The sequence below is a fragment of the Brucella sp. TWI432 genome (assembly GCF_039674445.1).
Classification (GTDB): domain Bacteria; phylum Pseudomonadota; class Alphaproteobacteria; order Rhizobiales; family Rhizobiaceae; genus Brucella; species Brucella chromiisoli.
This window is the reverse complement of the sequence record NZ_JBDJNL010000003.1, coordinates 169,024-193,776: the sequence shown is the minus strand read 5'-3', so window position 1 is coordinate 193,776 and position 24,753 is coordinate 169,024. Positions and strand designations below refer to the sequence as shown.

Genomic DNA, 24,753 nt, shown 5'->3' with positions numbered 1-24,753 from the left:
GATCCTACCTTTTGCGCTCGCACGCAAACGGTAGTCCCGCAAGTACTTGCAGAACGAAACTCCCTCCATCTCAGCGTTCAGGTTTAGGCAGGTTGAAAAGTCTTGTCCAGACGCCAAGCCTAAGGGACGGCACCATGTCGCAGGGTACGGAATTGGTGTGCATTGAAATCCTGCCAAACAAAAACAGCCGCTCAATTTTCCCTTTGTACGAATGTTTTTGTGGCGCTGAAAATGTCGAAACTAATGGTCTACGCCCAGAAAACCGCCTGATTGCCGCTCCCAGAGGCGCGCATAAATCCCGCCACGCGCAATAAGCTCATCATGTGTACCTTCTTCGGCAATGCGCCCCTTATCCATAACGATGAGACGATCCAGCGCCGCGATGGTCGAAAGACGATGGGCGATTGCAAGAACCGTCTTGCCCTCCATGAGCTGACGCAGATTTTCCTGAATAGCGGCTTCTACCTCTGAGTCGAGCGCCGATGTCGCCTCATCCAGAATAAGGATCGGCGCATCCTTCAGGATTGCGCGCGCAATCGCGATACGCTGCCGCTGCCCTCCTGAAAGTTTGACGCCACGTTCGCCAACAAAAGCATCGAAGGATTTGCGTCCGTTAAAGTCCTCAAGTCTTGCGATGAACTCATCCGCTTCCGCCTGACGCGCGGCTTCCGCAAGATCGTCATCTGTCGCATCATCACGCGCCAACATGATATTATCGCGCAACGAGCGGTGCAGAAGTGCAGTTTCCTGACTGACAACCGCAAAGGCACGCCGGAGCGAAGCTTGCGTGACGTCACGCACATCCTGCCCATCAACAAGGATAGCCCCCTTCTCAACGTCATAGAGTCGAAGGATCAAATTCACCAGCGTGGTTTTTCCAGCGCCAGAGTGGCCAACCAATCCGATCCGCTCCCCCCCCTTAACGGTGAAGTTGATATCATCCAAAACACCTCCGGCTTTGCCATAATGGAAAGTCACATGCCGAATATCGATGCGCGCATCGGTGATGTGCAATTGCTTTGCATCGCGCTTGTCTTCCAGACCAAGCGGTGCAGACAAAAGCTTCATCGAATTCTCAATGAGACCAAGCTGGCGCAGCATACCATTCAACTGCATCATGAGGCGTCCGAGCAGCATGTTAAGACGCAGCACCAGACCGAGCGTGAACGACACCTGCCCGACCGTAATTGCGTCTTTCGTCCACAAGTCGATGGTGATGACGGCAACCGTCACAATCATCACACCCGACAACCCGGTCATGGCGAGACGCACACCGGAAAGTGACCGGAGAAAGGGGAAGATAGCCGCCAGATAACGCTTAAAGCCATCACGCATATAGCGCTCGTCATCATCGACGGTGTTAAGCTTGATTGTCTGAATATTGGAATAGCTGTCAACGATACGGCCATTGATCATAGAGCCTGCTTCGGCAGATGCTTCCGCATTCTCGCGGATGCGTGGCAGGTAGTGCCTTGCGATCAGACCAAAAGCCACGATCCAGACGATGACCGCGGCCGCAAGCCGCCAGTCAAGCTGGCCAACCAGAACCAGCGTGGTGATGCTGTAGATCGCCATGAACCAGACGACCTGAATGAGACTGTCAATCAGATCACCGGCCGCTTGCCCTGCTTGCCAGACCTTGGTCGCAATGCGCCCGGCAAAATCATTCTGAAAGAATGCATAGGACTGCCGCTGAACATAGGAATTCGCCTGCCAGCGGATCATATTATAGAAACCCGGCGAAAGTGTCTGACCTTCAAGCAGGGTATTTATGCCCGTGACGACAAAGCGGATGACAAGAACTGTGATACCCATGAACAGAAGTTCTGGGCCCGCGGCCTGAAGCAGCGCCGACCAGCTTCTTTCAACGCCTGTGCGACTTGACTGATCAAGAATATCGACAAGCCTGCCGGTGAAGTAAAAAAGCCCTGCCTCAACAAGAGGCAGCAGACCGCCAACAACCAGCGAGGCTGCAAGCGGCCATTTGGCCTGCCGCGCGTAGTGCCACAAAAAAGCAAGTGTTGTTGAAGGCGGCCTGAGCTTGTCCGGTTCGCGGAAGGGATCAACCCAACGCTCGAACAGGCTATAAACCGCTTTCATCAATTGCGTATTCCTTACTTTGACATTTCCGCTTCGGCCTGCTCATCAAAGCCAAGGAATCCACCCGACTGACGTGCCCATAGTCCGGCATAAATACCGCCAAGCGCAACAAGCTCCTCATGCGTCCCGTCTTCGACGATTTTTCCCTCATCCATCACAACGAGACGATCAAGGGCAGCGATGGTCGAAAGACGATGCGCAATCGCGATAACCGTCTTGCCTTCCATAAGCGTGTTGAGGCTGTCCTGAATGGCCGCTTCCACTTCTGAATCAAGCGCAGAGGTTGCTTCATCCAGAATAAGGATCGGCGCATCTTTAAGCATCACACGCGCAATCGCGATGCGCTGACGCTGACCACCGGAAAGTTTCACACCACGCTCGCCGACATGGGCATCCAAGCCACGTCGACCTTTTGCATCGGTCAACAGCGGAATGAATTGATCAGCCTCAGCAAGGCGGATTGCCCGCGCGACCATGTCGTCCGTTGCGTCAGGACGACCATACATGATGTTTTCACGGACCGAACGATGCAGCAAAGATGTATCCTGTGTCACCATGCCGATGCTGGCGCGAAGCGAATCTTGCGTTACCTTTGAAATATCCTGCCCGTCGATCAGGATGCGGCCTTTTTCAAGATCGTAGAATCGCAGCAGCAGATTAACGAGCGTGGATTTACCTGCCCCCGAGCGTCCGACAAGACCGATCTTCTGTCCTGCTTTGATGTCAAGCGACAGACCTTCAATGACACCCTTGCCTTTGCCATAATGGAAGCCGATTTTATCAAAATCAATTACACCGCCACGCACTCTCAGCGCAGGCGCATCAGGAACATCCACCACAGCATGGGCGCGCGAGATCGTCGTAATACCATCTTCCACAGTGCCTATGTTTTCAAACAGCGCCGACATTTCCCACATGATCCATTGCGACATACCATTCAAACGCAGCACCAGGCCGATGCCCACTGCAACTGCCCCTACGGAAATCGCTTCGTTCATCCACAGACTGATACCAATCGCCCCCACTGCAAACAGCAATATGCAGTTCGCAAGATAGAGCGTGAAATGGAACAGGGTGATCATGCGCATCTGGCCATGCACAGTGGTTAGAAAACCATCGAGGCTTTCTTTGACGTAAGCCTCCTCACGGCTTGAATGCGAGAACAGTTTGACAGTCGCAATATTCGTATAGCTGTCAACAATGCGCCCGGTCATAAGCGAGCGCGCATCAGCCTGCTTTTCCGAAATCACCCGCAAACGCGGAATGAAAAAGCGCAGCAGGATGATGTAAACGCCGAGCCAGACCGCAAACGGGATCATCAGAACAATATCCGCCGAAGCCGCAATAAACAGCGTACCGGCAAAATAGACGATGACATAATTGAGCACATCAAGCAGCTTCATCACCGTTTCGCGCACGGCAAGAGCGGTCTGCATCAGCTTGGTTGAGATACGTCCGGCAAACTCATCCTGAAAGAACGACATCGACTGGCGGATCAGATAGCGATGCATCAGCCAGCGCACACGCATCGGATAGTTTCCGAGCAAGGTCTGGTGGATAAGCAGCGAGTGAATGAGCACAACGCCCGGCAGTCCCACCAGCACGACACCTGAAATCAATGAAAGCCGCCAGCCCTCATTGCTTAAAAAGGTCTCGCGTGACTGGTGCGAAAGCCAGTCAACAATATTGCCCATAAAGGCAAAAAGCGACACTTCGATAATCGCAATCAGTGTCGTAAAAATTGCCATGCCGATAATCCATGGCCATGCGCCACGGGTATAATAAAGGCAAAAAGCGACCAGCCCGCGCGGAGGCTCGCGCGGCGGTTCTTCGGGATAAGCTTCGAGTCGATTTTCAAACCATGTAAACATGGCGATCCTTGTACGGGCACCTTATGAAATTGCCAAGAGAGAACGAGAACAAAAAGGGAATATTTTTGTGATCAACCAAAGCATCGTTTTCCTTCAGCTTATCACAGCACAGATGTGTTGATGTCAGAGCAAGAGCGGGTTACGGTACTTGCAGCCATCGGATTTGTGAGCTACCCGCTCTATATGGATTTGCGCATCGCCCTTTATCAGCCCGACATTCCCGGCAATACCGGAACCATTCTGCGCATGGCCGCCTGCCTTGGCTTTGCGGTGGATCTAATCGAGCCTGCGGGTTTCGATGTTTCCGATCGCTCATTGAAGCGTGCAGGCATGGACTATCTTGAGCAAGCCGCCCTGACCCGCCATGCCGACTGGCAGCATTTCAACGACTGGCGTCTTCATGCAGGCAAGCGCCTCGTGTTGCTTTCGACCAAAGCCGCGATCCCCTATACGCAATATCAGTTTCAGACGAACGATATCCTGCTGTTCGGAAGAGAGTCTGCCGGCGTGCCTGACAGCATTCAGGATAGCGCCGATGCGCGCCTGATCATCCCGATGATACCGGGTGCGCGCTCCCTCAATCTTGCGGTTTCTGTCGCAATCACAGCAGGCGAAGCTATGCGTCAGCGAAATCAGGAAAAAGATTCCGTTTCAACCGCATAGGCGAATAAGCGGAATCAGTTCCCGAACACGTTAATACATCCAGAAAAAGGTCCTCCCCAATGAAGCCATTGTTCCGCAGCTCTGTTCTTACGGCCTCACTGCTCAGCACTGCAATTGCCGCTCCTGCATTTGCACAAACTGCTGAAACCATTGCGCCGAAGGTTATGGTCATCACTATGTTCGGCGAAGAAGCCAAGCCTTGGCTGGAAGGTGAAAACTTCACGCAGAAGCTGAAGCTGCCGGGCTTGAGCCCTGAATATCCCGAGATTGACTGTACGGCCGAGGGCCTCTGCCACATGACGACCGCCATGGGTTTTGCCAATGCAGCCAGTGCAGTCTCGGCCATGGCGCTGAGCGACAAGCTTGATCTGAAGAACACCTATTTCCTCATCGCGGGCATTGCAGGCGTTGACCCCAAGCATGGCACGCTCGGCTCTGCGCATTGGGCGAAATATGCAGTTGATGCCAACCTCAACCACCGCATTGATATTCGCGAAGCCCCTGAAGGCTGGACCACCGATTTCTTCGGTCTCGGCGCATCCAAGCCGGGCGAAAAGCCAAAATGGGCAGCAGGCACCGAAGTGTTCGAACTCAATGGCAAGCTTGCAGATTATGCGCTTAAAACCACGCAAAGCGTTGAACTTCTCGACAGCGACGATGCCAAGGAATATCGCAAGCACTACACGGAAGAAGCCGCAACCAGCGCCCCGATGGTTACAATCTGCGACACCGCATCTGGCGACACGTACTGGCACGGCACGAAGCTCGGCGAAGCCATGGAACAGTGGGCAAAACTCCTGACCGATGGCAAAGCAGACTACTGCACCTCGCAGATGGAAGACAACGCGACACTCACAGCGCTTAAGCGTGCAGCCGATGCGGACAAGCTCGACTTCAACCGTATCGCGCTTCTGCGCACGTCTTCCAACTTCGACCGTCAGGGCAAAGACCAGACAGCATCAGAGTCGCTCGCTGCAAAGTCGGGTGGTTTCCCGCTGGCCACAACCAATGCCTATCGCGTTGGCAAAGCCTATGCCGACAGCATCATCAAAGACTGGAAGTCGTGGGAACAGGCACCGCAGACAGAAGCCAGGTAGTCCGGTAACGGTATAACGACTCAAAAACAAAACGCCCTTCGGCAAAAACCGAAGGGCGTTTTCGCAAATGCCGCATTTGAATCTGGTTTCAACGGCTTGAGCAGCTTTGTTGAATCAGATCTCTAATCTGACGTTGGCAGGCGGCGCATGGTAAATTCGATGACATCATCGGGCCGCTCACACCAGCTCTCGATTTCTGTCCAATATGCAGCCTTGGGAAAACTCTCGAACCATTCGCGCGCTTTATCGCGTGCGGCTTGCCGCGGCAAAGCAAATGTCTCACGGACAAAGCCATCCCGTGGGAGCCTGCTTTTATTCGCGCGGCCTTTTTCAAGCTGCTTGCGCAAGCCTTCCAGCGGCGGTTTGGGCGGTGATGCGCTCATGCAGTTGCCTCCCGTACAAAGGGTTAAAATTCCCTGCCCCATAAGATAGGGAAGCGACGACTTCATGACGAGTCTTTTCTTGGGGAGAGAAATTCGCCTTCGCCCACCATACTGTCTTCGCACTTTGCCAAAAGGCAGGACTTTGCTAAGTCATCTGAATTAAATTACTCAAGAGATTGCGCGAGAGGTTACCTGAAATGCAACGTGACGAAATTCCGGCGATCATCCCGCATGATATCGAAGAGAAAAAACTGGCCGCTCAAAACTGGTTTGAAGAACTGCGCGACCGTATCTGCGCAAGCTTTGAACAGCTTGAAGACGACTTGCAGGGCCAGCTTTCCGATCAGGAGCCAGGGCGCTTTGTTCGCACACCATGGCAAAAGGACGAAGGCAAAGGCGGCGGCGGTGTCATGTCCATCATGCATGGCCGCGTTTTTGAAAAAGTCGGCGTGCATGTCTCAACGGTTCATGGCGAGTTTTCTCCTGAGTTCCGCAAGCAGATACCCGGTGCCGAAGAAGACCCGCGCTATTGGGCCAGCGGTATTTCATTGATCGCGCATCCGCAGAACCCGAATGTGCCGGCCGTCCATATGAACACGCGCATGGTTGTCACAACCCGGCAATGGTTTGGTGGCGGCGCTGATCTGACGCCTGTGCTTGACCGTCGCCGCACGCAGGAAGACCCGGATACGCTTGCCTTCCACAAGGCGTTTCGCTTCATCTGCGACAAGCACAAGGACATCGCCGACTACGAGCGTTTGAAAGAATGGTGCGACGAATATTTCTATCTGCCGCATCGCAATGAGGCCCGCGGTATTGGAGGTATCTTCTACGACTGGCTGCATTCATCTGAAGAACAGGGCGGCTGGGATAAGGATTTTGCCTTCACCCGTGATGTGGGCCGTGGGTTCTCGGTTGTTTATCCGCATCTGGTGCGCCAGAATTTTAACAAGGACTGGACACCGGAAGATCGCGAGCAACAGTTGATCCGCCGCGGACGCTATGTCGAATTCAACCTGCTTTATGATCGCGGCACGATCTTTGGTCTCAAGACCGGTGGCAATGTGAATTCCATTCTCTCGTCCATGCCACCCGTGGTAAAGTGGCCGTAATAAGTTAGACAAAGGGCGGGAATTTTCCCGCCCTTTCTTCATACATCGAATGCCGCGTGAAAGGTCACTTCACCGGATGGCATATCACCTTTCATCAAAAGACATTGGAAGTACTTGGCTGGAACACCTTTAAGCTTCAACCGCTCGTCAGCTTTGAAGTCAAAGTGCTGGTAATAGGCCGGATCTCCAACCAGAACACAACCGCAAGCTCCATCGTCCTTCAAACGCTTCAGACCTTCACGGATGAGCGCACGACCAATCCCCTTGCCTTGCTTGTCCGGCTGTACGGACACTGGTCCTAATCCATACCAGTCGCTGTCAACACCATCGATACTGACCGGCGAGAACGCCACATGTCCAATGATGTCGTTTTTCTCTTCTGCGACCAGCGATAAGGTCAGAGCCGATGCGGCACGAAGAGCATCAATGATTGCCGCTTCTTTCTGAGTGCTATACGGCATCGTGCGAAACGCCTCAGCAGTCAGATGACGGATTGAAGCAATATCCGGCGGTTGTTCTGTGCGGATATACATTCAGCACCTCTTCATCGATTATTGGCTTGTGCGCGAACGTTGATGCGTCCTTTGAGGGAAATACGATAAGCACTTCCCCCACGCGATTCGATCAGCCGTTTTCGCCGCAATTGCTGGAAAATTGCCATCGTGCAATCAGAAAGCACATAGCCTTCACGCGTATAGCATTCGATTTCGCAGATACGTCCGTCTTCGCGCAGATGGCGAATGTAACCGCCCTGCGCCAGCACGTGAAGCACGCGCTGTTCAATACGTGAGATATTCATTGTTGTTATGCCTGGATGGAAACCATGACAAGCATCAGCGCATGCGGGTAAACCAAGCTCCCCCACAGCCAATGCCATTTCCGTCCCTGAACATCTGCGCTTTCCTAAAGGCGCAGCAATTATTCGGAACGATCAGAGGCTTCCGACAATCTCTAGCATCAACAATTCCTTTTAAAGCGCATCCCCATTCGTGGAGCACAAGCAACTGGAGGAAAAAGCCCTCCAGAAGATTATTTAAGAACGCCGTAGTTCAAAGTCAAATCGCTCAGGCTTTTGGCTGATTGCGAAGCTGTTCAGCTTGCGCATAAAACTTCTTTTCCCACTCATTGTGGTTATCCAGCCCTTCCTTGATGAAGGGTGTGAAGATCGCAAGATTCATCAACGCCCAGTTGACAAAACGGGCCGGGAATTTCAGCGGCTTCACGAAATCGACGAACAGCACCACGCGCGTATGCTCGGTGTGGTTCCATGCCTCATGCTCATAGGCATCGTCGAAAATCAGAACCTTGCCTTCCTGCCAGTGGCAGACCTGCTTATCCACACGGATTGCAAGCTTATCGGCGGGCTCCGGCACGATCATGCCCATATGCAGACGCAGCACGCCATTATAAGGACCACGATGCGGCGGCAGGTGCTTGCCCGGCTCGAAGATCGAGAACATGGCTGTCGTCAGACCCGGAATATGCTGTACCGCGTTCCATGTGTTGGGACAGGCCTTAATATTCTGTTCCGACTTCACACCAAAGCCCAAAAGGAAGAATGTCTTCCAGTGATTATCAGTCGAAATCGTTTTTACGTCTGACGAAATGTCCTGAAACGAAGGCAGCTCGCTCTGACGCAGCAGAACCTTTTCAAGCTCTTTGCGAATAGCTGGATAAGCTTTCTCAACCTCTGCCGCCCATGGGAACGTGGCATTGTCATAGACAGGCGGATTGCCGAGCTTCGCATATTTCAGATTGAGCCGTTCGGCCCAGGCAACGATACCCATGAAGAAGCGCGTGATGGCACCCGGACGCTCCATAGGCGCAATACCCTCAGTGCCAAAATTCTGCTTGGGATCAGAAGATGCATTCCGCGAAGTCGATGGTTCAGTGTTGGACATTCCGCTGCTCTTTCAAAACAAACCTAAAAAATTTCAGCCATAACTCAATGAAACTATGGCTGAATTTTACAAGTCATCAGCCGTTCATTTTATTGCGATCAAGTTTGTCCAGAAGCGCGTCGCGGTCAAGACTAAAACCGGAGTCAATCCATAGAGTTTCGAGATCACGCAGCACTTCGCCAAGCCCCGGCCCCTTCTCGACACCGAGCGCCAGAAGGTCGCCGCCGGTCACAGGAAAGACCAACGGTTCATATTTCTCAAGCGCATCAAGAAGTCTTGAATAACCGCCAGCGCGGATCATTGCTTCATCACTGGCAGCGGCTTCCTGTCGTGCAGACGCATAGGCCAGACGAATACGGTCCGCGACCGCCTGCGAACTGCCGCGATAGATGAGTTTCTTCAGTGCCTGTTCAGATGTTTCCGACTTGATAGCATCGGCGCGTGCCCACGCTTCAAGTCGGGCACGCTCGGCATTTGACATTTTGAGCCGCTTGCCAAGCTCTGTCATGCGAGCCGCATCGGGTGGCACAATGCTTTCAAGACGCAGCAAAGCATCCACGTCCCAGCCAAGATCAGCTTCCGCGCGAACGAGTCCGTGAATGGCATCAATACCCCACTTTTCACTCTCCGGCAGAATGGCGGTCAAAACGCCGGATTGGCGCATCCACAACATCGCACGCGAAGGATCGGGCGCGGACAGCAGCTTCTTGAGTTCCGACCAGATACGCTCGGCTGAAAGCTGGCTCAGCCCGTCTTTCAATCGTGCACTCGCCCGCAATCCATCGGCTTCAGGACGCCCCGAACCATACCATGCAAAAAAGCGGAAGAAGCGCAGAATGCGCAAATAATCCTCACGGATACGCTGTTCAGCATCGCCGATAAAGCGCAGCGTCTTGGTTTCAATATCAGCAAGACCGCCGACATAGTCGATCACATCGCCATCGGCCGTCGCATAAAGCGCATTGATCGTGAAATCACGCCGCTCGGCATCAGCCTTCCAATCGGTCCCGAAAGCCACTTTCGCATGACGACCGTTGGTCTCAATATCCTTGCGCAGGGTCGTGACTTCAAAAGGCTGCCCCTGCACCACAACGGTAATCGTGCCGTGCTCAATGCCCGTAGGCACAGGCTTAAAACCTGCCTCTTTGGCAAGCCTTACTGTTTCTTCCGGCAAATGCGTGGTCGCCAGATCAACATCACTGACCTTCGTGCCAAGCAATGCATTGCGAACCGCACCACCAACAACACGCACTTCACCACCATCACGGTTGAGCGCAGCAAAAAGCGCCTGCAACGGCTTGGAACAAAGCCAGCTTGCCCGATCTGAAATATTCAATGTATCGCTCAACGGTAGAGCCTTTCATAAAGTCCGCGAATAATGCCTGCGGTCACGCCCCAGATGAATCGCTCGTGATAAGGCATCGCGTAATAAAAGCGTTCGGCGCCGTTGAACAGCCTGCTTTCGCGCCGGTGATTGTCCGGGTTCATCAGGAAGGACAGCGGCACTTCAAAAATATCTGCAACCTCGTCCGGGTTCGGATGGACATCGAAAGGTGTGTTGACGACCGCCAGAACCGGCGTAATCGAAAAGCCGCTGCCAGTCAGATAGCGCGGAATTGCCCCAAGAATTTCAGCGCGTTCAGACACAAGACCTATTTCTTCATTGGCTTCACGCAAGGCGGCGTTCTCCGCCGTCCCATCCTCCGGGTCGATGGCCCCGCCCGGAAAGGCGATCTGGCCTGAATGTTTGCGCAAAGTGTCCGTACGCCTTGTCAGCAAAAGCGTTGCTTCCGAACCGCGATCGACGACCGGCACAAGCACGGCAGCATCGCGCATTTTTGCTGTGACCATAGACTGCGTAAAATCGGGATTAAGCAAATGATCACCCGTCAGGTCATTGTGATCGGGCTGCCAGTGGCGAACACGCTCGGCAAAATCATTGGCCGAAAACGTGGAGTATGGATGTACCAAACGATCCGTCATTGAAGCGCTTCCGCAGGCATGATCGGGAAAACTGTACCGCCAGAGCGTATTGCAAACATCATAACGCCATTCACTTCGATTTCTTCACCCAATGCCACAAGATCATACATCACGGAACGCGCAACCAGCGCCTCAAGCCGTCCACGAACATTGATATAGGGCTTCAAGCCGCCGCTTTCATCCTCCACGACAAAGCGCAATGGATGCTCGGCATCCACCTCAACCACATCGCCGACATTTGTGCGGAAGGTCAGTTTCCGATCATCTCCCTCTCCCGAAGCCTGCATTTCAACGGCTATGAAATGCGCGTCTTCGACGCTGATTTCAATTTTCTCCACTGGCGTTACGAGATAGGTTTTTCCATCTTCATCCTTGCGCAACACCGTTGAAAACAAGCGTACAAGCTGTTTACGCCCGATGGGTGTGCCCATGTAAAACCATGTCCCATCGGCCTTGATCTCCATATCAAGCACACCGCAAAATTCCGGGTTCCAGCGCTCTACTGGCGGAATTCCGCGTTCTTTCGTCGCCGGTCCGCTTTGCGCATCCGCATGGGCACGCGCAATAAGGGCTTCCAGTCCGCCCATTCCTTCAGTAGCGGGCTTTGCGCTTTGCAGCCTTTCGTTCCCTTCAGGGGTGCTTTTTGTCATCCGACTCGGTTATTCCTGCTCGAATGTAATTTAAATACCGGAAGTCATGAAATAGTCACCGTTTCACGGCTTGTCAGCATATATAGTGATTTAATCAATCATATGCAGGTGCGGATATTTTTGCGAGGTCCTTATGAGTGTTGTTGTTACGCCCGAAGCCGCCAATCCCGATCAGATCGTCGCCGAAGCTGAACGCGCACTTGCAGATATTGCGCGGATCAGGGAAAGCATCGGCACCGTTATCTTCGGCCAGGAAAGCGTCATTGAGCGTACCCTCGTAGCAGTACTCGCAGGCGGTCACGCTCTGCTCGTTGGTCTTCCCGGCCTTGCAAAAACCAAGCTCGTCGAAACGCTGGGAACCGTGCTTGGCCTTTCAGGTCAGCGTATCCAGTTCACACCCGACCTGATGCCATCCGACATCATCGGCTCGGAAGTGATGGAGCAGGATGCCGATGGTCGCCGGTCTTTCCGCTACCTCAAAGGCCCGATCTTTGCACAGCTTCTGATGGCCGACGAAATCAACCGCGCCTCGCCGCGCACCCAGTCTGCACTCTTGCAGGCCATGCAGGAATATCACGTCACGGTCGCTGGGCAGCGCTATGACCTTCCAGCTCCATTTCATGTGCTTGCAACACAGAACCCGCTGGAACAGGAAGGCACCTATCCACTGCCGGAAGCCCAGCTTGATCGCTTCCTCATGCAGATCGATATTCTCTATCCCGAACTGGATGCCGAACGCCGTATCCTTCTGGAAACCACTGGCGTTGCAGAAGCAAAAGCCTACGCAATTCTTGATGCCGAGCGTCTGCGCCAGATACAGGCGCTGGTGCGCCGTATGCCTGTTTCTGAAAGTGTGGTGGATGCAATTCTGAAACTCGTGCGTTCGGCGCGTCCTGATGCCGATAATGAACATGCAAAAAAGCACATTGCCTGGGGTCCGGGCCCGCGTGCAAGTCAGGCATTGATGCTCTGCGCGCGTGCGCGCGCACTCTATGAAGGCCGTCTTGCCCCATCCGTTGATGATGTCAAAGCACTGGCCGAGCCAGTCCTGCAACACCGTATGGCGCTCAATTTCGCAGCACGCGCTGATGGTATGCATGTGCGCGATGTCATTGCCAATCTGGTGAAGGCAGCAGCCTGATGACAATTGGCGCGCAGGTTTCAGCTTCAGACCGAAAGGAAACGCTGGCGCGTGCGCGTGCGCGCGCTGCAAGCATTCCCGATCTGCTGGTCGAAGCCCGGCGCGTCGTCAACACCGTCATGAATGGCTGGCATGGACGGCGCAAACGCGGCCCCGGAGAAAACTTCTGGCAGTTCCGCCCCTATGTTGAAGGCGACGCACTGGCGCGCATCGACTGGCGGCGTTCAGCCCGCGACGACCATACCTATGTTCGCGACCGGGAATGGGAATCAGCCCATACGGTCTGGTTGTGGTGCGATTTCTCCTCCTCCATGCTCTACCGCTCCAATCTGACGCCTGTCTCCAAAGAAGCGCGTGCGCTGGTGCTGACACTGGCTTTAGCCGAGCTGCTCTCGCGGTCAGGCGAACGCATCGCCTTTCCGACCCTGCTGCCCCCTTTTTCCACCCGCAATGGTGCCGAACGGCTTGCAGGCGCATTAATGCATGAAGCACCCGAAAGCGAGCTGCCGGACATCACCCAGATCCGCCGCTTTTCCGAAGTGGTGCTTGTTTCAGATTTTCTGCATCCTTTCGATGAACTGACCGACTTGCTCGATCAGCTCGCGCGGCGCGGTGTGCGTGCGCATCTTGTTGAAGTGGCCGATCCTGCGGAAGAAACATTTCCCTATGCGGGACGCACAGAGTTCCGCGACCCTGAAACAGGCAGCACCCTTGTTGCCGGTCGCGCAGAAACCTATGCCGACGACTACCGGCGCTTATACATTTCGCGGCGGGAGACCTTGTCTGATTTCTGCAAACGGCTTGGCTGGAGCTATACTGTGCATCGCACAGATCGGCCAGCGACCGAAGCGCTGTCACGATTGCATGATGCGTTAAGTGCATCCTCTCCTGGTGGAGCACGCGCATGAATTTTCTGCCTCTCGCTTTTGGATCACCGCTGATCCTTGCCGGCCTTCTTGCCCTGCCGGTTATCTGGTGGCTGCTGCGCATGACGCCACCGCGCCCGCAGGAAGAAAGCTTTCCGCCGCTCAGAATTCTGGCGCAGGTTTTCAAACGCGAGGAAGTGCCGTCCAAAAGCCCCTGGTGGATGACGCTGCTGCGCCTGCTGATTGCAGCACTTGTTATCTTCGCTCTTGCCTCGCCCGTGTGGAACCCACGCGCTGTCACACTTTCCGGCAGCCAACCACTGGCCATTGTCATGGATAACGGCTGGGCTTCCGCAGAAGAGTGGCCACAACGCGTCAATGCCGCAGAAAAGCTGATTGCAGATGCGCAAGCCGCAAATGCGCAAATTTATGTGCTTGGCACGGCCGAACCTGCCAATACAGACATTGGCCCTTATGATGGCAGCCACGCGACCGAGCGTCTGCAAGCCTTGCAGCCTCGCCCGATCCCCGTTGACCGAAAAGCTGCATTGGATCGTCTTGCATCAAGCATACCGCAAGGTGAGAAAATCCGTCTGGCTTTCATGAATGACGGCTTGGCGCAGGCAACGGACAGTGAAGCTTTCGCAAAGCTCAATCAAAATAATCAGCTCGCTTCCGTTCTCTGGTACGCAGCAAATCTCAATCATGTTGTAGCGCTGACTTCCATTGAAAATCAGGCCGATACGCTTGAAGCAAAAGCAACCCGCCCCGAAGGCATAACCATGCCGCGCACGCTCACAGCTTCCGCTTATGATGATAAGGGCCGCCGCATCGCCGAAACGCCTTTGTCCTTCGCAGTAGGGAGCAATGAAGCCGTTGCTCGTTTCAATCTGCCGGTGGAATTGCGCAATGATTTCCACGTGATCCGCATTGACGGGACCAATCAGGCAGCCGCCGCACGTCTGATCGATGCCGGTTCCCAGCGCCGCACAATCGGCCTTCTGGCCAGTGGCGATGGCGATCTGGCCCAGCCGCTTTTATCACCGCTGCATTATATTTCGCGCGCGCTTTCCCCCTATGCCAATCTCATCGAACCGCGCTCGGCAGATTTGATGACCACCGTGCCGGAAGTGCTCGACGCCAAGCCATCGGTCCTCATCATGGCAGACATCGGCACCTTGCCAAAGCCAGTGGAAGACCAACTCACAAGATGGGTCGAGGATGGCGGCACACTGGTGCGGTTTGCCGGGCCGCGCCTTGCAGGTGCCAATGAGAATGATCCACTGCTGCCCGTTCGCCTGCGCAAGGGCGAGCGAGCACTCGGTGGCACTTTGTCGTGGTCAGAGCCACAAAAGCTTCGTTCTTTTTCTGATAAAGGCCCTTTTGCCGGACTGAGTGTGCCTGATGATGTGACCGTCTCGCGGCAGGTTCTGGCTGAACCGTCCTTTGATCTCAATGACAAAGCCTATGCAACACTGGCTGACGGAACACCGCTTGTAACCGGCGAAAGCCGTGGGCGTGGCAACGTAATTCTTTTCCATATTTCACCCGATGCATCATGGTCGAGCTTGCCGATATCCGGGGCTTTTGTCGATATGCTGCGCCGCATTGTATCGTTGTCGCAACGCGCTGGCGCACAAAGCGATCAACGCTCAATTTCGCTGCCGCCATTCCAGCTTCTTTCAGCCCACGGCGAACTGACGCCGCCATCATCAGAAGCAAAGCCCCTGATCATGGATAAAGACAAATTGCCTGATGTCAGCATCAACACGCCGCCCGGTTTCTACGGCAATGAGGATGGCTTGAAAGCGCTCAACATTTTTGAAGGCAGCGACATCAGGCTTCAAGCAATCAGCCAACCAGCACTTTCCGTTGGCATAACACCTGCGTCTTACAACGCCGATCAATCGATTTCATTGCGTGGTCCGTTTTTCGCAGCTGCAGCCATGCTGCTCGCGCTCGACACATTGCTGATGCTCTGGCTGCGTGGCGCTTTTCGTCGTCGCATGAAAATTCGCTCCAAAATCGCAGGCATTGCCCTTCTTTTTGCAGCAGCATCGGCAATCAGTCTGATACCGTTCGGTGTGAAAACCGCGCAAGCGCAACAAACCCATGATGACAGCAAGCCGGGTGACGAAGCCATTATCAATTCTGTCTCGAAAACCCATCTCGCCTATATCATCACCGGCAACAGCGCGACCGACGATATCAGCAAGGCGGGCCTGCGCGGCTTAACCTTTGCCTTGACGGATAAGACAGCGCTTGAGCCGGGCGACCCGATCGGCGTTGACCCTGCCAAGGATGAACTCAATTTCTATCCGCTGATCTATTGGCCCATTGATCCAGACGCTCCAATGCCAAGCCCCGAGGCCATCGCCAAAGTCGATGCCTATATGCAGCAGGGCGGCACGGTGCTGTTTGACACACGCGATCAGCTTCAGGCAGGCGCGAGTCTTGACGCTTCCGCATCCCCTGCCAACCAGCGCCTTCGCTTAATTCTTGACGGCATGAATGTGCCACCGCTTGAGCCTGTACCCAGCGATCATGTGCTGACCAAGTCCTTTTTCATCATGCCGGATTTTCCAGGCCGCTATGAAGGAAGTCCGTTATGGGTCGCAGCCACTGCCGCTTCCAAAGCCGAGCGCGACCGCCCGGTCCGCACCGGCGATGGCGTTTCACCGATCATGATAACCGCCAATGATTTTGCAGGTGCCTGGGCCGTTGATGAACAGGGCAATCCACTTTTGCCAACCGTTCCCAATGATCCGATGCAGCGCATTTATGCACTGCGCGGCGGCGTGAACATCGTGATGTATATGCTGACCGGGAATTACAAATCCGATCAGGTCCATGTGCCGGACCTGCTTCAGCGGCTTGGTAATTAACATGAATATCGAATTCGAACCATTTCTCACCCTGCCCTGGCTGATTGGCATTCTGGCACCGCTGGCATTGCTTGTCCTTGCAACAATTTTGCTGCGCATGCGTGGCGGATTGCTTCGTATGCTTGCAGCCCTTGCCCTCGCATTGGCGCTGTTTAATCCCGTCATCATCAATGAAGAACGCGAACCGCTTAAAAGTGTTGTGGCCCTTGTCGTTGACCGCAGCCAGAGCCAGCAACTGGGAGCGCGCCAAGCCGATACGGATCAGGCGCTCAAAGCGGTGCAAGACCAGCTTGCAACCATGCCGCAATTCGAAACCCGCGTGGTGGAAACGGCACAGCCCGGCGAAAACGAAGACGGTTATGCAACGCGCCTGTTTGGACCGCTGGCTCGCCTGCTGCTTGATGTGCCGCCGTCGCGTGTGGCTGGTGCAATCATGATCACCGACGGTCAGGTGCATGATATTCCCACCAATAAAAACGCGCTTGGGTTTGATGCGCCGGTTCATGCGCTCGTCACAGGTAAACCTGACGAATTCGACCGCCGCATCAAATTCAACAAGGCCCCGCGCTATGGCATCAGCGGCAAGCCGCTGGAAATGTCCTTTACCGTGATCGATGAAGGCAAAAGCCTTGGAAGTTCCGCACCTGTAGAGATCCGTGTGAATGGCGAGGCCGTGAGCAAAGAACAGGCGCAGGTCGGACAGGAAACACCTGTCACCATCGAGCTGCCGCGCGCAGGCGTCAATATTGTCGAGATTTCAACACCGACCCTTCCGGGCGAAGTAACCGATGCCAACAACCATGCGGTTGCGACAATTGACGGCATTCGTGAGAATCTGCGCGTGCTTCTGGTTTCAGGAGAACCGCATAACGGCGAACGCACATGGCGAAATCTGCTTAAATCCGATGCGGCTGTTGATCTCGTCCACTTCACCATTCTGCGTCCGCCAGAAAAGCAGGACGGCACACCGATCAATGAGTTATCCCTGATCGCTTTTCCAACACGCGAGCTTTTTGTTGATAAGGTCAATGAATTCGACCTCATCATTCTGGATCGCTATCAGCATCGCGATGTGCTGCCGCTGCTTTATTATGATTATATTGCACAATATGTGGAAAATGGTGGCGCTTTGCTGGTAGCGGCCGGCCCCGAATATGCGGGCGACATGTCAATTGCACAAACGCCACTTTACAGCGCACTGCCAGCCATGCCCACAGGCACAGTCACCGAAAAAGCTTTCTATCCGCGCCTGACTGACCTTGGCAAACGGCATCCCGTTACCCGTGGCCTCGATGGCAGCGATCAGGAGCCTCCGCACTGGAGCCGATGGTTCCGCACCATCGATATTGGCCCAACGCGGGGCGAGACCGTTATGAGTGGCGCAGATGGCAAGCCGCTTCTGGTCCTCGACCGGGTCGGAAAGGGCCGTGTCGGCATGTTCCTGTCTGATCAAGGCTGGCTTTGGGCGCGTGGTTTTGAAGGCGGCGGCCCTTATGCCGCGCTTTACCGCCGTATCGCGCACTGGCTGATGCAGGAGCCGGAACTGGAAGAAGAAGCACTGACCGCCAATGGCAACGGCCGCACGCTTTCAATCCAGCGCCAGACGATGGGGGACAATCCAGGAAATGCTGCTGTCACCACGCCATCCGGCAAGCAATTGCAGGTCAACCTTGTACAGGGAAAACCCGGTCTCTTCACAGGTTCGCTGCAAACAGATGAAGTCGGCATCTTCCGCGTGAAGAATGGCGATCTGGAAACACTTGCCCATGTCGGCCCTGTCGATGCGCCGGAATTTGCAGACAGCATTTCCACGACCGACCGCCTCAAGCCACTGACTGATGCAACAGGCGGCTCCGTTCACCGCGTTCATGAAAGTGCTGATAGTTCCGTTCAGGTGCCTGCGATCACAGCTGTCAGCACTGGTCGCACTGCCAGCGGCAGTAACTGGATCGGTCTGCGCGAAACCACCGATACGCAACTTAAAAGCGTCAATCGTCTGCCATTGTTCTCAGGATTATTTGCGCTGGCCGCTCTGCTCTTTATCTTCGGCAGCATGTGGTATCGCGAAGGGCGCTAAACCGCCCTCGCTTTCCCTTCTTTTAATGCTTTACGCTCTGTTTGCGTGACGCACGACGCCGTCTGCCCCATTGAGTGCACCCGGTACCAGTTCGCAGGCGAGCATCCGCCGGGGATCGACTGGTGCAGGCATAATCATCGAACCAGGCTGCACCATATGAAACCCAAATGGTCCATAATAGGGCTCATCGCCAACAAGAATGACCAGTTTGTGGCCAGCATTCTTTGCAGCTTCCAATGACATCCGCATCAATGCGCTGCCAATGCCGCGCTTTTTCCAGTCCGGCCGCACAGCAAGTGGCCCCAGCAGCAAGGCCGGAGTTTCCCCCACGACAACAGGTGTCATACGCAGCGATCCGATAACAATGCCGCCCATCAGCGCGACAAACGACAGGCTCTGGTCGTGAGGCCCACCCTCCCGGATAAAGTGCGCTGCACGGGTAAAACGACCGGGACCGAACGCTTCCGCATTCATATCTTCGATCTCAATGTCGTGCGCCGGGTCTTCCTGCGCGTAGGTCAGTTCAAGCTGTTGCATGGGTAAAATTGCCTGAAGAGAAGTCGGCAGCCAAAAGGCCAATGGAATGCATTCCGTGCGTTTTAAGCACAGTCCCAATTTCATCGTCGGATGAAACGCATTCCGGTCATACTTCTCTCCTGAGCGGCGGAACATCAACGGGTGCCGCAATTTGAAACCCACCTATCACCAAATTGATCAGTCGTAAAACATTTTCTTTCAAATTGGCGGTACTAATTTCTCTTTTTGGCACCGTTACGCACTGTTCACGGCTTTGACGGGTGCAAAATGGCAGTTTTCGCTCTATTTTCCTGTCAAAAGGAGAATTCACATGGGACTTCTGGTCGATGGCAAGTGGCACGATGTCTGGTACGACACCGAAAGCACAAAAGGCCGCTTTGAGCGTTCAAAATCGCAGTTTCGCAACTGGGTGACAAAGGATGGCAGCGCAGGCCCAACCGGCGAAGGTGGCTTTAAGGCTGAAGCAGGTCGCTATCACCTCTATGTCTCCTATGCCTGTCCATGGGCGCATCGCACGCTGATCGTCCGTGCTTTGAAAAAGCTCGAAGATGTCATCTCCATCTCGGCTGTCGATTATCTCATGCTCGAGGAAGGCTGGACTTTCTACGGCACCACCGGCAGCACGGGCGACGCGCTTTATGGCGCAAAGCGCATGCATGAGATTTATACCCGCGCCGATCCGACCTATTCCGGTCGCGTCACTGTTCCCGTTCTCTGGGACAAGCAACGCGAGACGATTGTTTCAAATGAGTCATCTGAGATTATCAGAATGCTCAATTCGGCTTTCAATGCGTTTGGCGATGCGTCACTTGATCTTTATCCAGAAGCCCTTCGCAGCGAGATCGACGCCATTAACGAATTTGTCTATCCAAACATCAACAACGGTGTTTACCGGGCTGGCTTTGCGACTTCACAAGAAGCCTATGAAGAAGCCTTTGGACAAGTCTTCACAGCGCTTAATGCGCTGGAGGAAAAACTTTCGAAGCAGCGCTATCTGGCAGGCTCAAGCCTCACAGAAGCCGACTGGCGTCTGTTCACCACGCTATTGCGCTTTGATCCGGTCTATGTCGGGCACTTCAAATGCAATCTGCGACGCATTGCGGATTATCCAAATCTCTCCAATTACACGCGCGACCTGTATCAGGTTACGGGCGTGGCCCCGACCGTGAATATGGAGCACATCAAAGGCCATTATTATCGCAGCCACAAGACGATCAACCCGACCGGCATTGTTCCTGCTGGCCCGCGAATCGACTTCTCCGCACCGCATGACCGGAACCGCTTCGACAATTGAGACTTTCCTGCAACAGTCCCCTCCAAACAGCATCTGCTGCACATAACCAGAGCGGCCCATTGATCCAAATCAATGGGCCGCATTGTTGTGTGGTCCAGATTGCGGCCATCACTACCCAGGACTTTCAGGTTAAGAATTTTAGGAGAGACTGATGAACCGCTTTGCCAAAGGGCTCCTCGCAGCAACAGCACTGACATTTACAGCACCCGCAGCTTTTGCTGCTGATGCGATTGTGGCCCAGCCTGCGACCGAAATCGTTGCCGTGCCACAGGCTTTGTCGCCATGGCAGATTCGCGTGCGTGCGCTTGGTGTGGTCGCCGAAAACAAGGGTTATGTAAACGGCGTTGATGGTTCCGGTCTCGATTACTCAAAGTCGATCACGCCTGAACTCGACATCACCTATTACTTCACCGACAATCTGGCTGCTGAACTCATCCTTGGCACCACCTATGCCAACATCAACGGCACGGGTTCGATCGAAGGTCTGGGCAAGATTGGCAAAGTCTGGATGCTGCCTCCAACGCTCACCATGCAGTATCACTTCACCAACTTCGGTGCTTTCAAGCCTTATGTAGGTGCAGGCGTGAACTACACAATCTTCTACAATCAGGATGCCGCAGGCGTTGATTATCTCAAGGTCAAGAACACCTTTGGCGGTGCGCTTCAGGTCGGCTTCGACTACATGCTCAATGAGCATTGGGGTATCAACTTCGACGTGAAGAAGCTGTTCCTTGAACCAAAATTCGACGCCACTCTGGCAGGCGGCACGCAGGTCAGCGGCAAGGCCAAGCTCAACCCATGGCTGATCGGCACCGGTATCACCTACCGCTTCTAATATCTCAAATGGAGGGCGCGAAAGCGCCCTTCCTCCTACCAGTGTGGCAGAGGATCAAGATCATGCAGCGCTTCCTGCAAGCGACGCTTGGTTGAAGGCGTTGTGCCTTCAGGCAGATTATCCAACGAAAAAAAACCGGCCTCGGCGATCTCCCTGTCTCGCTGTTTAGGCTCCGTCTGCTCGAACGCACGGCAAACATAAAGCGCAACATGATCTCGGTTTGAAGCATGGGCGTTTTTATAAAGCGCAAAAAGCTGCGGTCGACCGGTGAGGTAAATATTGCCTTCTTCACGCAGCTCCTTTTCCAGTGCCTGCGCAAATGTCTCGCCACGATCAACGCCGCCGCCTGGCAATTGCCAGCCGGGTACGTAAGTATGCTTGACCAAAAAAACAGAGTTTTTTTTCTCATCAAATACAACTGCCCTGACACCCAGTGTCATCGGGCGCGTAAGCAAAAAATAGGTATGAAATAAAAAATGGCGGAAGGGCATACCGTCGATCCTGAGCAAATATTCCTGATAAAATCATTGAAGCAAAGTCATCAACAAAAAGTCGCTAAACACGGTTTCGATTTAAAAAATAATACAGTACACCAATTATATGTTTCGTCTTGCCCATATTTCCGACATCCATCTGTCGCCTCTCCCCCGCATTCGCTATCGCGAATTGGCGTCGAAACGTATCACAGGTTATATCAACTGGCTGCGTAACCGTAAAAACGCGATGCACGGCACGGTGCTGGACAATCTGATTGCCGATATGCTGGCGCAAAATCCCGATCATATTGCGGTCACTGGCGATCTGGTAAACCTTGCGCTCAATCTGGAAATCGACATCGCCCATGACTGGCTCATGCAACTGGGCGATCCTGACAACGTATCTGTCGTTCCGGGAAACCACGATGCCTATGTGCCCGGTGCGCTGGATAAATCCTGCCGCAAATGGGAGCCATGGATGCGTGGCGATGGCGTGCATAATCACGGCAAGCGACCCGTGTTTCCCTATATGCGCGAACGCGGACCAGTGGCGCTAATCGGCGTATCGTCTGCACGCGCGACCGCTCCCTTCATGGCCAGTGGTGATTTTAAATCCGCGCAGGCCAAGCGCCTTGCCATGGCGCTTGATGAAGCAGGCGCACGCGGACTTTTTCGCGTTGTGATGATCCACCATCCACCCATCCGCGGCGCCACGCCGACGCATAAGCGGCTTTATGGCATCCGTCGTTTCCAGAATGTCATTCGCAAGCACGGTGCCGAACTGGTCATTCATGGCCATACACATCTCGCAACCCGCTATGATATCGATGGGCCGACCGGACAAGTGCCGGTTATCTGTGTGCCGTCAGCCAGCCAGAATTTCGGCGGGCATAAGCCCCCCGCACGTTATAACATCTTCGCTGTTGATCGGAAGCCGCACGGCGGCTGGCTATGCCAGTGGGAACAGCACGGCATTGAAGATGAGAGCGAACGCATCATCAAAATTTCTGAAGACAAACTCTATTAGAGCGTATTTTAACACGCATCTCTGTCCGAAAGCCGTTTCACACTTTTCGGGATGCGCTCTAAAAAAGGCGGCATAAAAGCCGCCTTTTCTTTCAACTCACTTGCCAATCACCCGATTGGCCGCCGAGACAATCGCTTCAAGCGAAGCGCTCACGATATTGTCGTTGATACCAGCGCCGAACAATTTTCCATCGGGATAGGCAATTTCAACATAAGAAATTGCCGATGCATCAGACCCCTGCTTGAGCGAATGCTCGGAATAATCGACAACCGACATCTTCACACCGAGATATTTCGACAGCGCATCAATAAAGCCGTCAATTGGGCCTGTGCCCTTGCCTTCAATATTCTTCGTCACGCCATTATCGGTGATTTCGGCGGTCAGGATGCGGCGACCCTTCTGTTCCGGATCAGGATAGGTGTGGTGATCTACGAACTTGATACGACCCTCCGCCTGCTCAACATAGAGTTTCTGGAACTCGTCATGAATGCGCTTGGATGGCAGTTCCTTGCCTTCATCATCCGTGATGTTCTGAATGATCTCACGGAACTCAACCTGCAAATTGCGCGGCAGGTTCAGACCATAGTCAGCCTGTAGAATATAAGCGATACCGCCCTTGCCTGACTGCGAATTGATGCGGATGATCGCTTCATAGGAGCGGCCAACATCCTGCGGATCAATTGGCAGATAAGGCACTTCCCAGATTGGCGAATTGGCGGTCTTGCGAACCTTCATGCCCTTGTTGATCGCATCCTGATGCGAGCCTGAGAAAGCGGTGTAAACCAGTTCGCCAACATAAGGATGACGCTCTGCGATCTTCAGCTGGTTCGAATATTCGTAGACATCCTTCATACGATTGATGTCTGTGCAATCCAGCATTGGATCAATGCCCTGCGTATACATATTCAGCGCCAGCGTCACCACATCGACATTGCCGGTGCGTTCGCCATTGCCAAACAACGTGCCTTCAACGCGATCAGCACCCGCCATCAGGCCCAGTTCAGTTGCGGCGATACCCGTTCCACGATCATTGTGCGGATGCAGCGAAATGATCAGGTTTTCGCGATTGTCGAGATTACGGCACATCCATTCGATCTGGTCGGCATAAACATTTGGCGTGTTCATTTCGACCGTCGATGGCAGATTGAGGATCAGCTTGTTTTCCGCAGTCGGCTTGACGATTTCTGTCACGGCATTGCAGATTTCCAGCGCCACTTCCAGCTCGGTGCCGGTAAAGCTTTCCGGCGAATACTGGAAGCGATAGCCACCGCCCGCCTTCGCAGCCATATCCATGATCATCTTTGCGGCATCGGTTGCAATCTGCTTGATGCCCTTGACGTCCTTGTTGAAAACGACGCGACGCTGCAATTCACTGGTCGAATTGTAGAAGTGTATGATTGGCGTCTTCGCACCTTCCAGTGCTTCAAAGGTCCGCGTGATCAGTTCAGGGCGGCACTGCACCAGCACCTGCAAGTCAACTTCGTCAGGGGTATCGCCCTGCTCAATTGCCCACCGGCAAAAGTCGAAATCGGTCTGCGACGCCGATGGAAAGCCAATTTCGATTTCCGGGAAACCCATATCGACCAGCAGGCGGAACATGCGTTCCTTGCGATCATGACCCATCGGGTCAACCAATGCCTGATTGCCATCGCGCAGATCAACCGAACACCAGATTGGTGCCTTCTCGATGCGCTTTGACGGCCAAGTACGGTCATCGAGCTTTGGGTAAGGAAACGGCGAATATTTAGTAGCCGCGTCTGGCATACCTTTATGCTGCGCTGCGGGATTCAGTGTGTTTGCATTCTGATTCATGGTCATCTCATCCTCCCGGCGTACTGAACAGTTCTGCACTGTC

Annotated in this window: 22 protein-coding genes; 10 read left to right on the top strand and 12 right to left on the bottom strand. The window is 54.0% G+C overall.

Annotation, left to right across the window (positions count from 1 at the left end; all coding sequences use genetic code 11):
• Positions 1-240: 240 nt before the first annotated feature.
• Together ABE527_RS08140 and ABE527_RS08135 are read right to left on the bottom strand one after the other, a co-directional pair.
• Positions 241-2,100, bottom strand: a complete 1,860-nt coding sequence (locus tag ABE527_RS08140; protein WP_396998148.1) for an ABC transporter ATP-binding protein — start codon at positions 2,098-2,100, stop codon at positions 241-243.
• A 14-nt stretch (positions 2,101-2,114) separates the two neighbouring features.
• On the bottom strand, positions 2,115-3,971 hold the full coding sequence (locus tag ABE527_RS08135) for an ABC transporter ATP-binding protein (RefSeq protein ID WP_499696602.1): 1,857 nt from the start codon (positions 3,969-3,971) through the stop codon (positions 2,115-2,117).
• Positions 3,972-4,154: 183 nt separating this feature from the next.
• Between ABE527_RS08135 and ABE527_RS08130 the strand changes: the two genes are divergently transcribed.
• Together ABE527_RS08130 and ABE527_RS08125 are read left to right on the top strand one after the other, a co-directional pair.
• Positions 4,155-4,634 carry a tRNA (cytidine(34)-2'-O)-methyltransferase gene (locus tag ABE527_RS08130; RefSeq protein ID WP_499696679.1) on the top strand — a complete coding sequence of 160 codons (480 nt, stop codon included), beginning with the start codon at positions 4,155-4,157 and terminating at the stop codon, positions 4,632-4,634.
• 59 nt (positions 4,635-4,693) lie between these two features.
• Positions 4,694-5,731: a purine-nucleoside phosphorylase gene (locus ABE527_RS08125; protein WP_499696601.1), complete on the top strand. Its 1,038-nt coding sequence runs from the start codon at positions 4,694-4,696 to the stop codon at positions 5,729-5,731.
• A 122-nt stretch (positions 5,732-5,853) separates the two neighbouring features.
• On the opposite strand, the gene ABE527_RS08120 is transcribed toward ABE527_RS08125, so the two are convergent.
• Positions 5,854-6,114 carry a hypothetical protein gene (locus ABE527_RS08120; RefSeq protein WP_265985571.1) on the bottom strand — a complete coding sequence of 87 codons (261 nt, stop codon included), beginning with the start codon at positions 6,112-6,114 and terminating at the stop codon, positions 5,854-5,856.
• Positions 6,115-6,311: 197 nt separating this feature from the next.
• Between ABE527_RS08120 and hemF the strand changes: the two genes are divergently transcribed.
• A complete protein-coding gene (hemF, locus tag ABE527_RS08115) occupies positions 6,312-7,226 on the top strand; it encodes an oxygen-dependent coproporphyrinogen oxidase (protein ID WP_499696600.1) in 915 nt (304 codons plus the stop codon).
• Positions 7,227-7,264: 38 nt separating this feature from the next.
• Here the strand turns inward: hemF and ABE527_RS08110 are convergent, their stop codons facing one another.
• The 6 genes from ABE527_RS08110 to ABE527_RS08085 all read right to left on the bottom strand — a co-directional run bounded on the left by ABE527_RS08110 (position 7,265) and on the right by ABE527_RS08085 (position 11,760).
• On the bottom strand, positions 7,265-7,759 hold the full coding sequence (locus tag ABE527_RS08110) for a GNAT family N-acetyltransferase (protein WP_499696599.1): 495 nt from the start codon (positions 7,757-7,759) through the stop codon (positions 7,265-7,267).
• Between the two features lie 11 nt (positions 7,760-7,770).
• Complete coding sequence (locus ABE527_RS08105; RefSeq protein WP_265985574.1) at positions 7,771-8,025, bottom strand: YjhX family toxin; 255 nt, start codon at positions 8,023-8,025, stop codon at positions 7,771-7,773.
• 265 nt (positions 8,026-8,290) lie between these two features.
• Positions 8,291-9,127, bottom strand: a complete 837-nt coding sequence (gene olsC, locus ABE527_RS08100; RefSeq protein ID WP_396998144.1) for an ornithine lipid ester-linked acyl 2-hydroxylase OlsC — start codon at positions 9,125-9,127, stop codon at positions 8,291-8,293.
• 76 nt (positions 9,128-9,203) lie between these two features.
• Positions 9,204-10,475 (bottom strand): CCA tRNA nucleotidyltransferase, encoded by a 1,272-nt coding sequence (locus ABE527_RS08095; protein ID WP_499696598.1) that lies wholly within the window; start codon positions 10,473-10,475, stop codon positions 9,204-9,206.
• Positions 10,472-11,110, bottom strand: a complete 639-nt coding sequence (locus ABE527_RS08090; protein WP_499696597.1) for a CoA pyrophosphatase — start codon at positions 11,108-11,110, stop codon at positions 10,472-10,474. The genes ABE527_RS08095 and ABE527_RS08090 overlap by 4 nt, the downstream gene beginning before the upstream one ends.
• Positions 11,107-11,760, bottom strand: coding sequence for a DUF1285 domain-containing protein (locus ABE527_RS08085; RefSeq protein WP_396998140.1), 654 nt, complete (start codon positions 11,758-11,760; stop codon positions 11,107-11,109). Before ABE527_RS08085 ends, ABE527_RS08090 begins: the two co-directional genes overlap by 4 nt.
• Before the next feature lie 133 nt (positions 11,761-11,893).
• Between ABE527_RS08085 and ABE527_RS08080 the strand changes: the two genes are divergently transcribed.
• The 4 genes from ABE527_RS08080 to ABE527_RS08065 are packed head-to-tail and all read left to right on the top strand — an operon-like array spanning position 11,894 to position 18,729.
• Complete coding sequence (locus ABE527_RS08080) at positions 11,894-12,901, top strand: AAA family ATPase (RefSeq protein WP_499696596.1); 1,008 nt, start codon at positions 11,894-11,896, stop codon at positions 12,899-12,901.
• Positions 12,901-13,809, top strand: coding sequence for a DUF58 domain-containing protein (locus ABE527_RS08075; protein WP_499696595.1), 909 nt, complete (start codon positions 12,901-12,903; stop codon positions 13,807-13,809). The genes ABE527_RS08080 and ABE527_RS08075 overlap by 1 nt, the downstream gene beginning before the upstream one ends.
• Positions 13,806-16,652 (top strand): DUF4159 domain-containing protein, encoded by a 2,847-nt coding sequence (locus ABE527_RS08070; RefSeq protein ID WP_499696594.1) that lies wholly within the window; start codon positions 13,806-13,808, stop codon positions 16,650-16,652. The genes ABE527_RS08075 and ABE527_RS08070 overlap by 4 nt, the downstream gene beginning before the upstream one ends.
• Before the next feature lies 1 nt (position 16,653).
• Entirely contained in the window at positions 16,654-18,729 is a 2,076-nt protein-coding gene (locus tag ABE527_RS08065; protein WP_499696593.1) for a hypothetical protein, read from the top strand.
• 30 nt (positions 18,730-18,759) lie between these two features.
• On the opposite strand, the gene ABE527_RS08060 is transcribed toward ABE527_RS08065, so the two are convergent.
• Complete coding sequence (locus ABE527_RS08060) at positions 18,760-19,266, bottom strand: GNAT family N-acetyltransferase (protein WP_265985589.1); 507 nt, start codon at positions 19,264-19,266, stop codon at positions 18,760-18,762.
• Between the two features lie 310 nt (positions 19,267-19,576).
• Between ABE527_RS08060 and ABE527_RS08055 the strand changes: the two genes are divergently transcribed.
• Together ABE527_RS08055 and ABE527_RS08050 are read left to right on the top strand one after the other, a co-directional pair.
• The gene (locus ABE527_RS08055) at positions 19,577-20,560 is read left to right on the top strand and encodes a glutathione S-transferase family protein (RefSeq protein WP_499696592.1); all 984 of its coding nucleotides are present in this window, start codon (positions 19,577-19,579) and stop codon (positions 20,558-20,560) included.
• A 151-nt stretch (positions 20,561-20,711) separates the two neighbouring features.
• A complete protein-coding gene (locus tag ABE527_RS08050) occupies positions 20,712-21,395 on the top strand; it encodes an OmpW/AlkL family protein (RefSeq protein ID WP_499696591.1) in 684 nt (227 codons plus the stop codon).
• A gap of 35 nt (positions 21,396-21,430) precedes the next feature.
• On the opposite strand, the gene ABE527_RS08045 is transcribed toward ABE527_RS08050, so the two are convergent.
• A complete protein-coding gene (locus ABE527_RS08045; protein WP_265985595.1) occupies positions 21,431-21,886 on the bottom strand; it encodes an NUDIX domain-containing protein in 456 nt (151 codons plus the stop codon).
• Between the two features lie 109 nt (positions 21,887-21,995).
• Here ABE527_RS08045 and ABE527_RS08040 point away from each other — a divergent pair, with 109 nt between their 5' ends.
• Positions 21,996-22,898: a metallophosphoesterase family protein gene (locus ABE527_RS08040; RefSeq protein WP_499696590.1), complete on the top strand. Its 903-nt coding sequence runs from the start codon at positions 21,996-21,998 to the stop codon at positions 22,896-22,898.
• A gap of 96 nt (positions 22,899-22,994) precedes the next feature.
• On the opposite strand, the gene leuA is transcribed toward ABE527_RS08040, so the two are convergent.
• The gene (gene leuA / locus ABE527_RS08035) at positions 22,995-24,716 is read right to left on the bottom strand and encodes a 2-isopropylmalate synthase (protein WP_499696589.1); all 1,722 of its coding nucleotides are present in this window, start codon (positions 24,714-24,716) and stop codon (positions 22,995-22,997) included.
• Between the last annotated feature and the right edge of the window lie 37 nt (positions 24,717-24,753).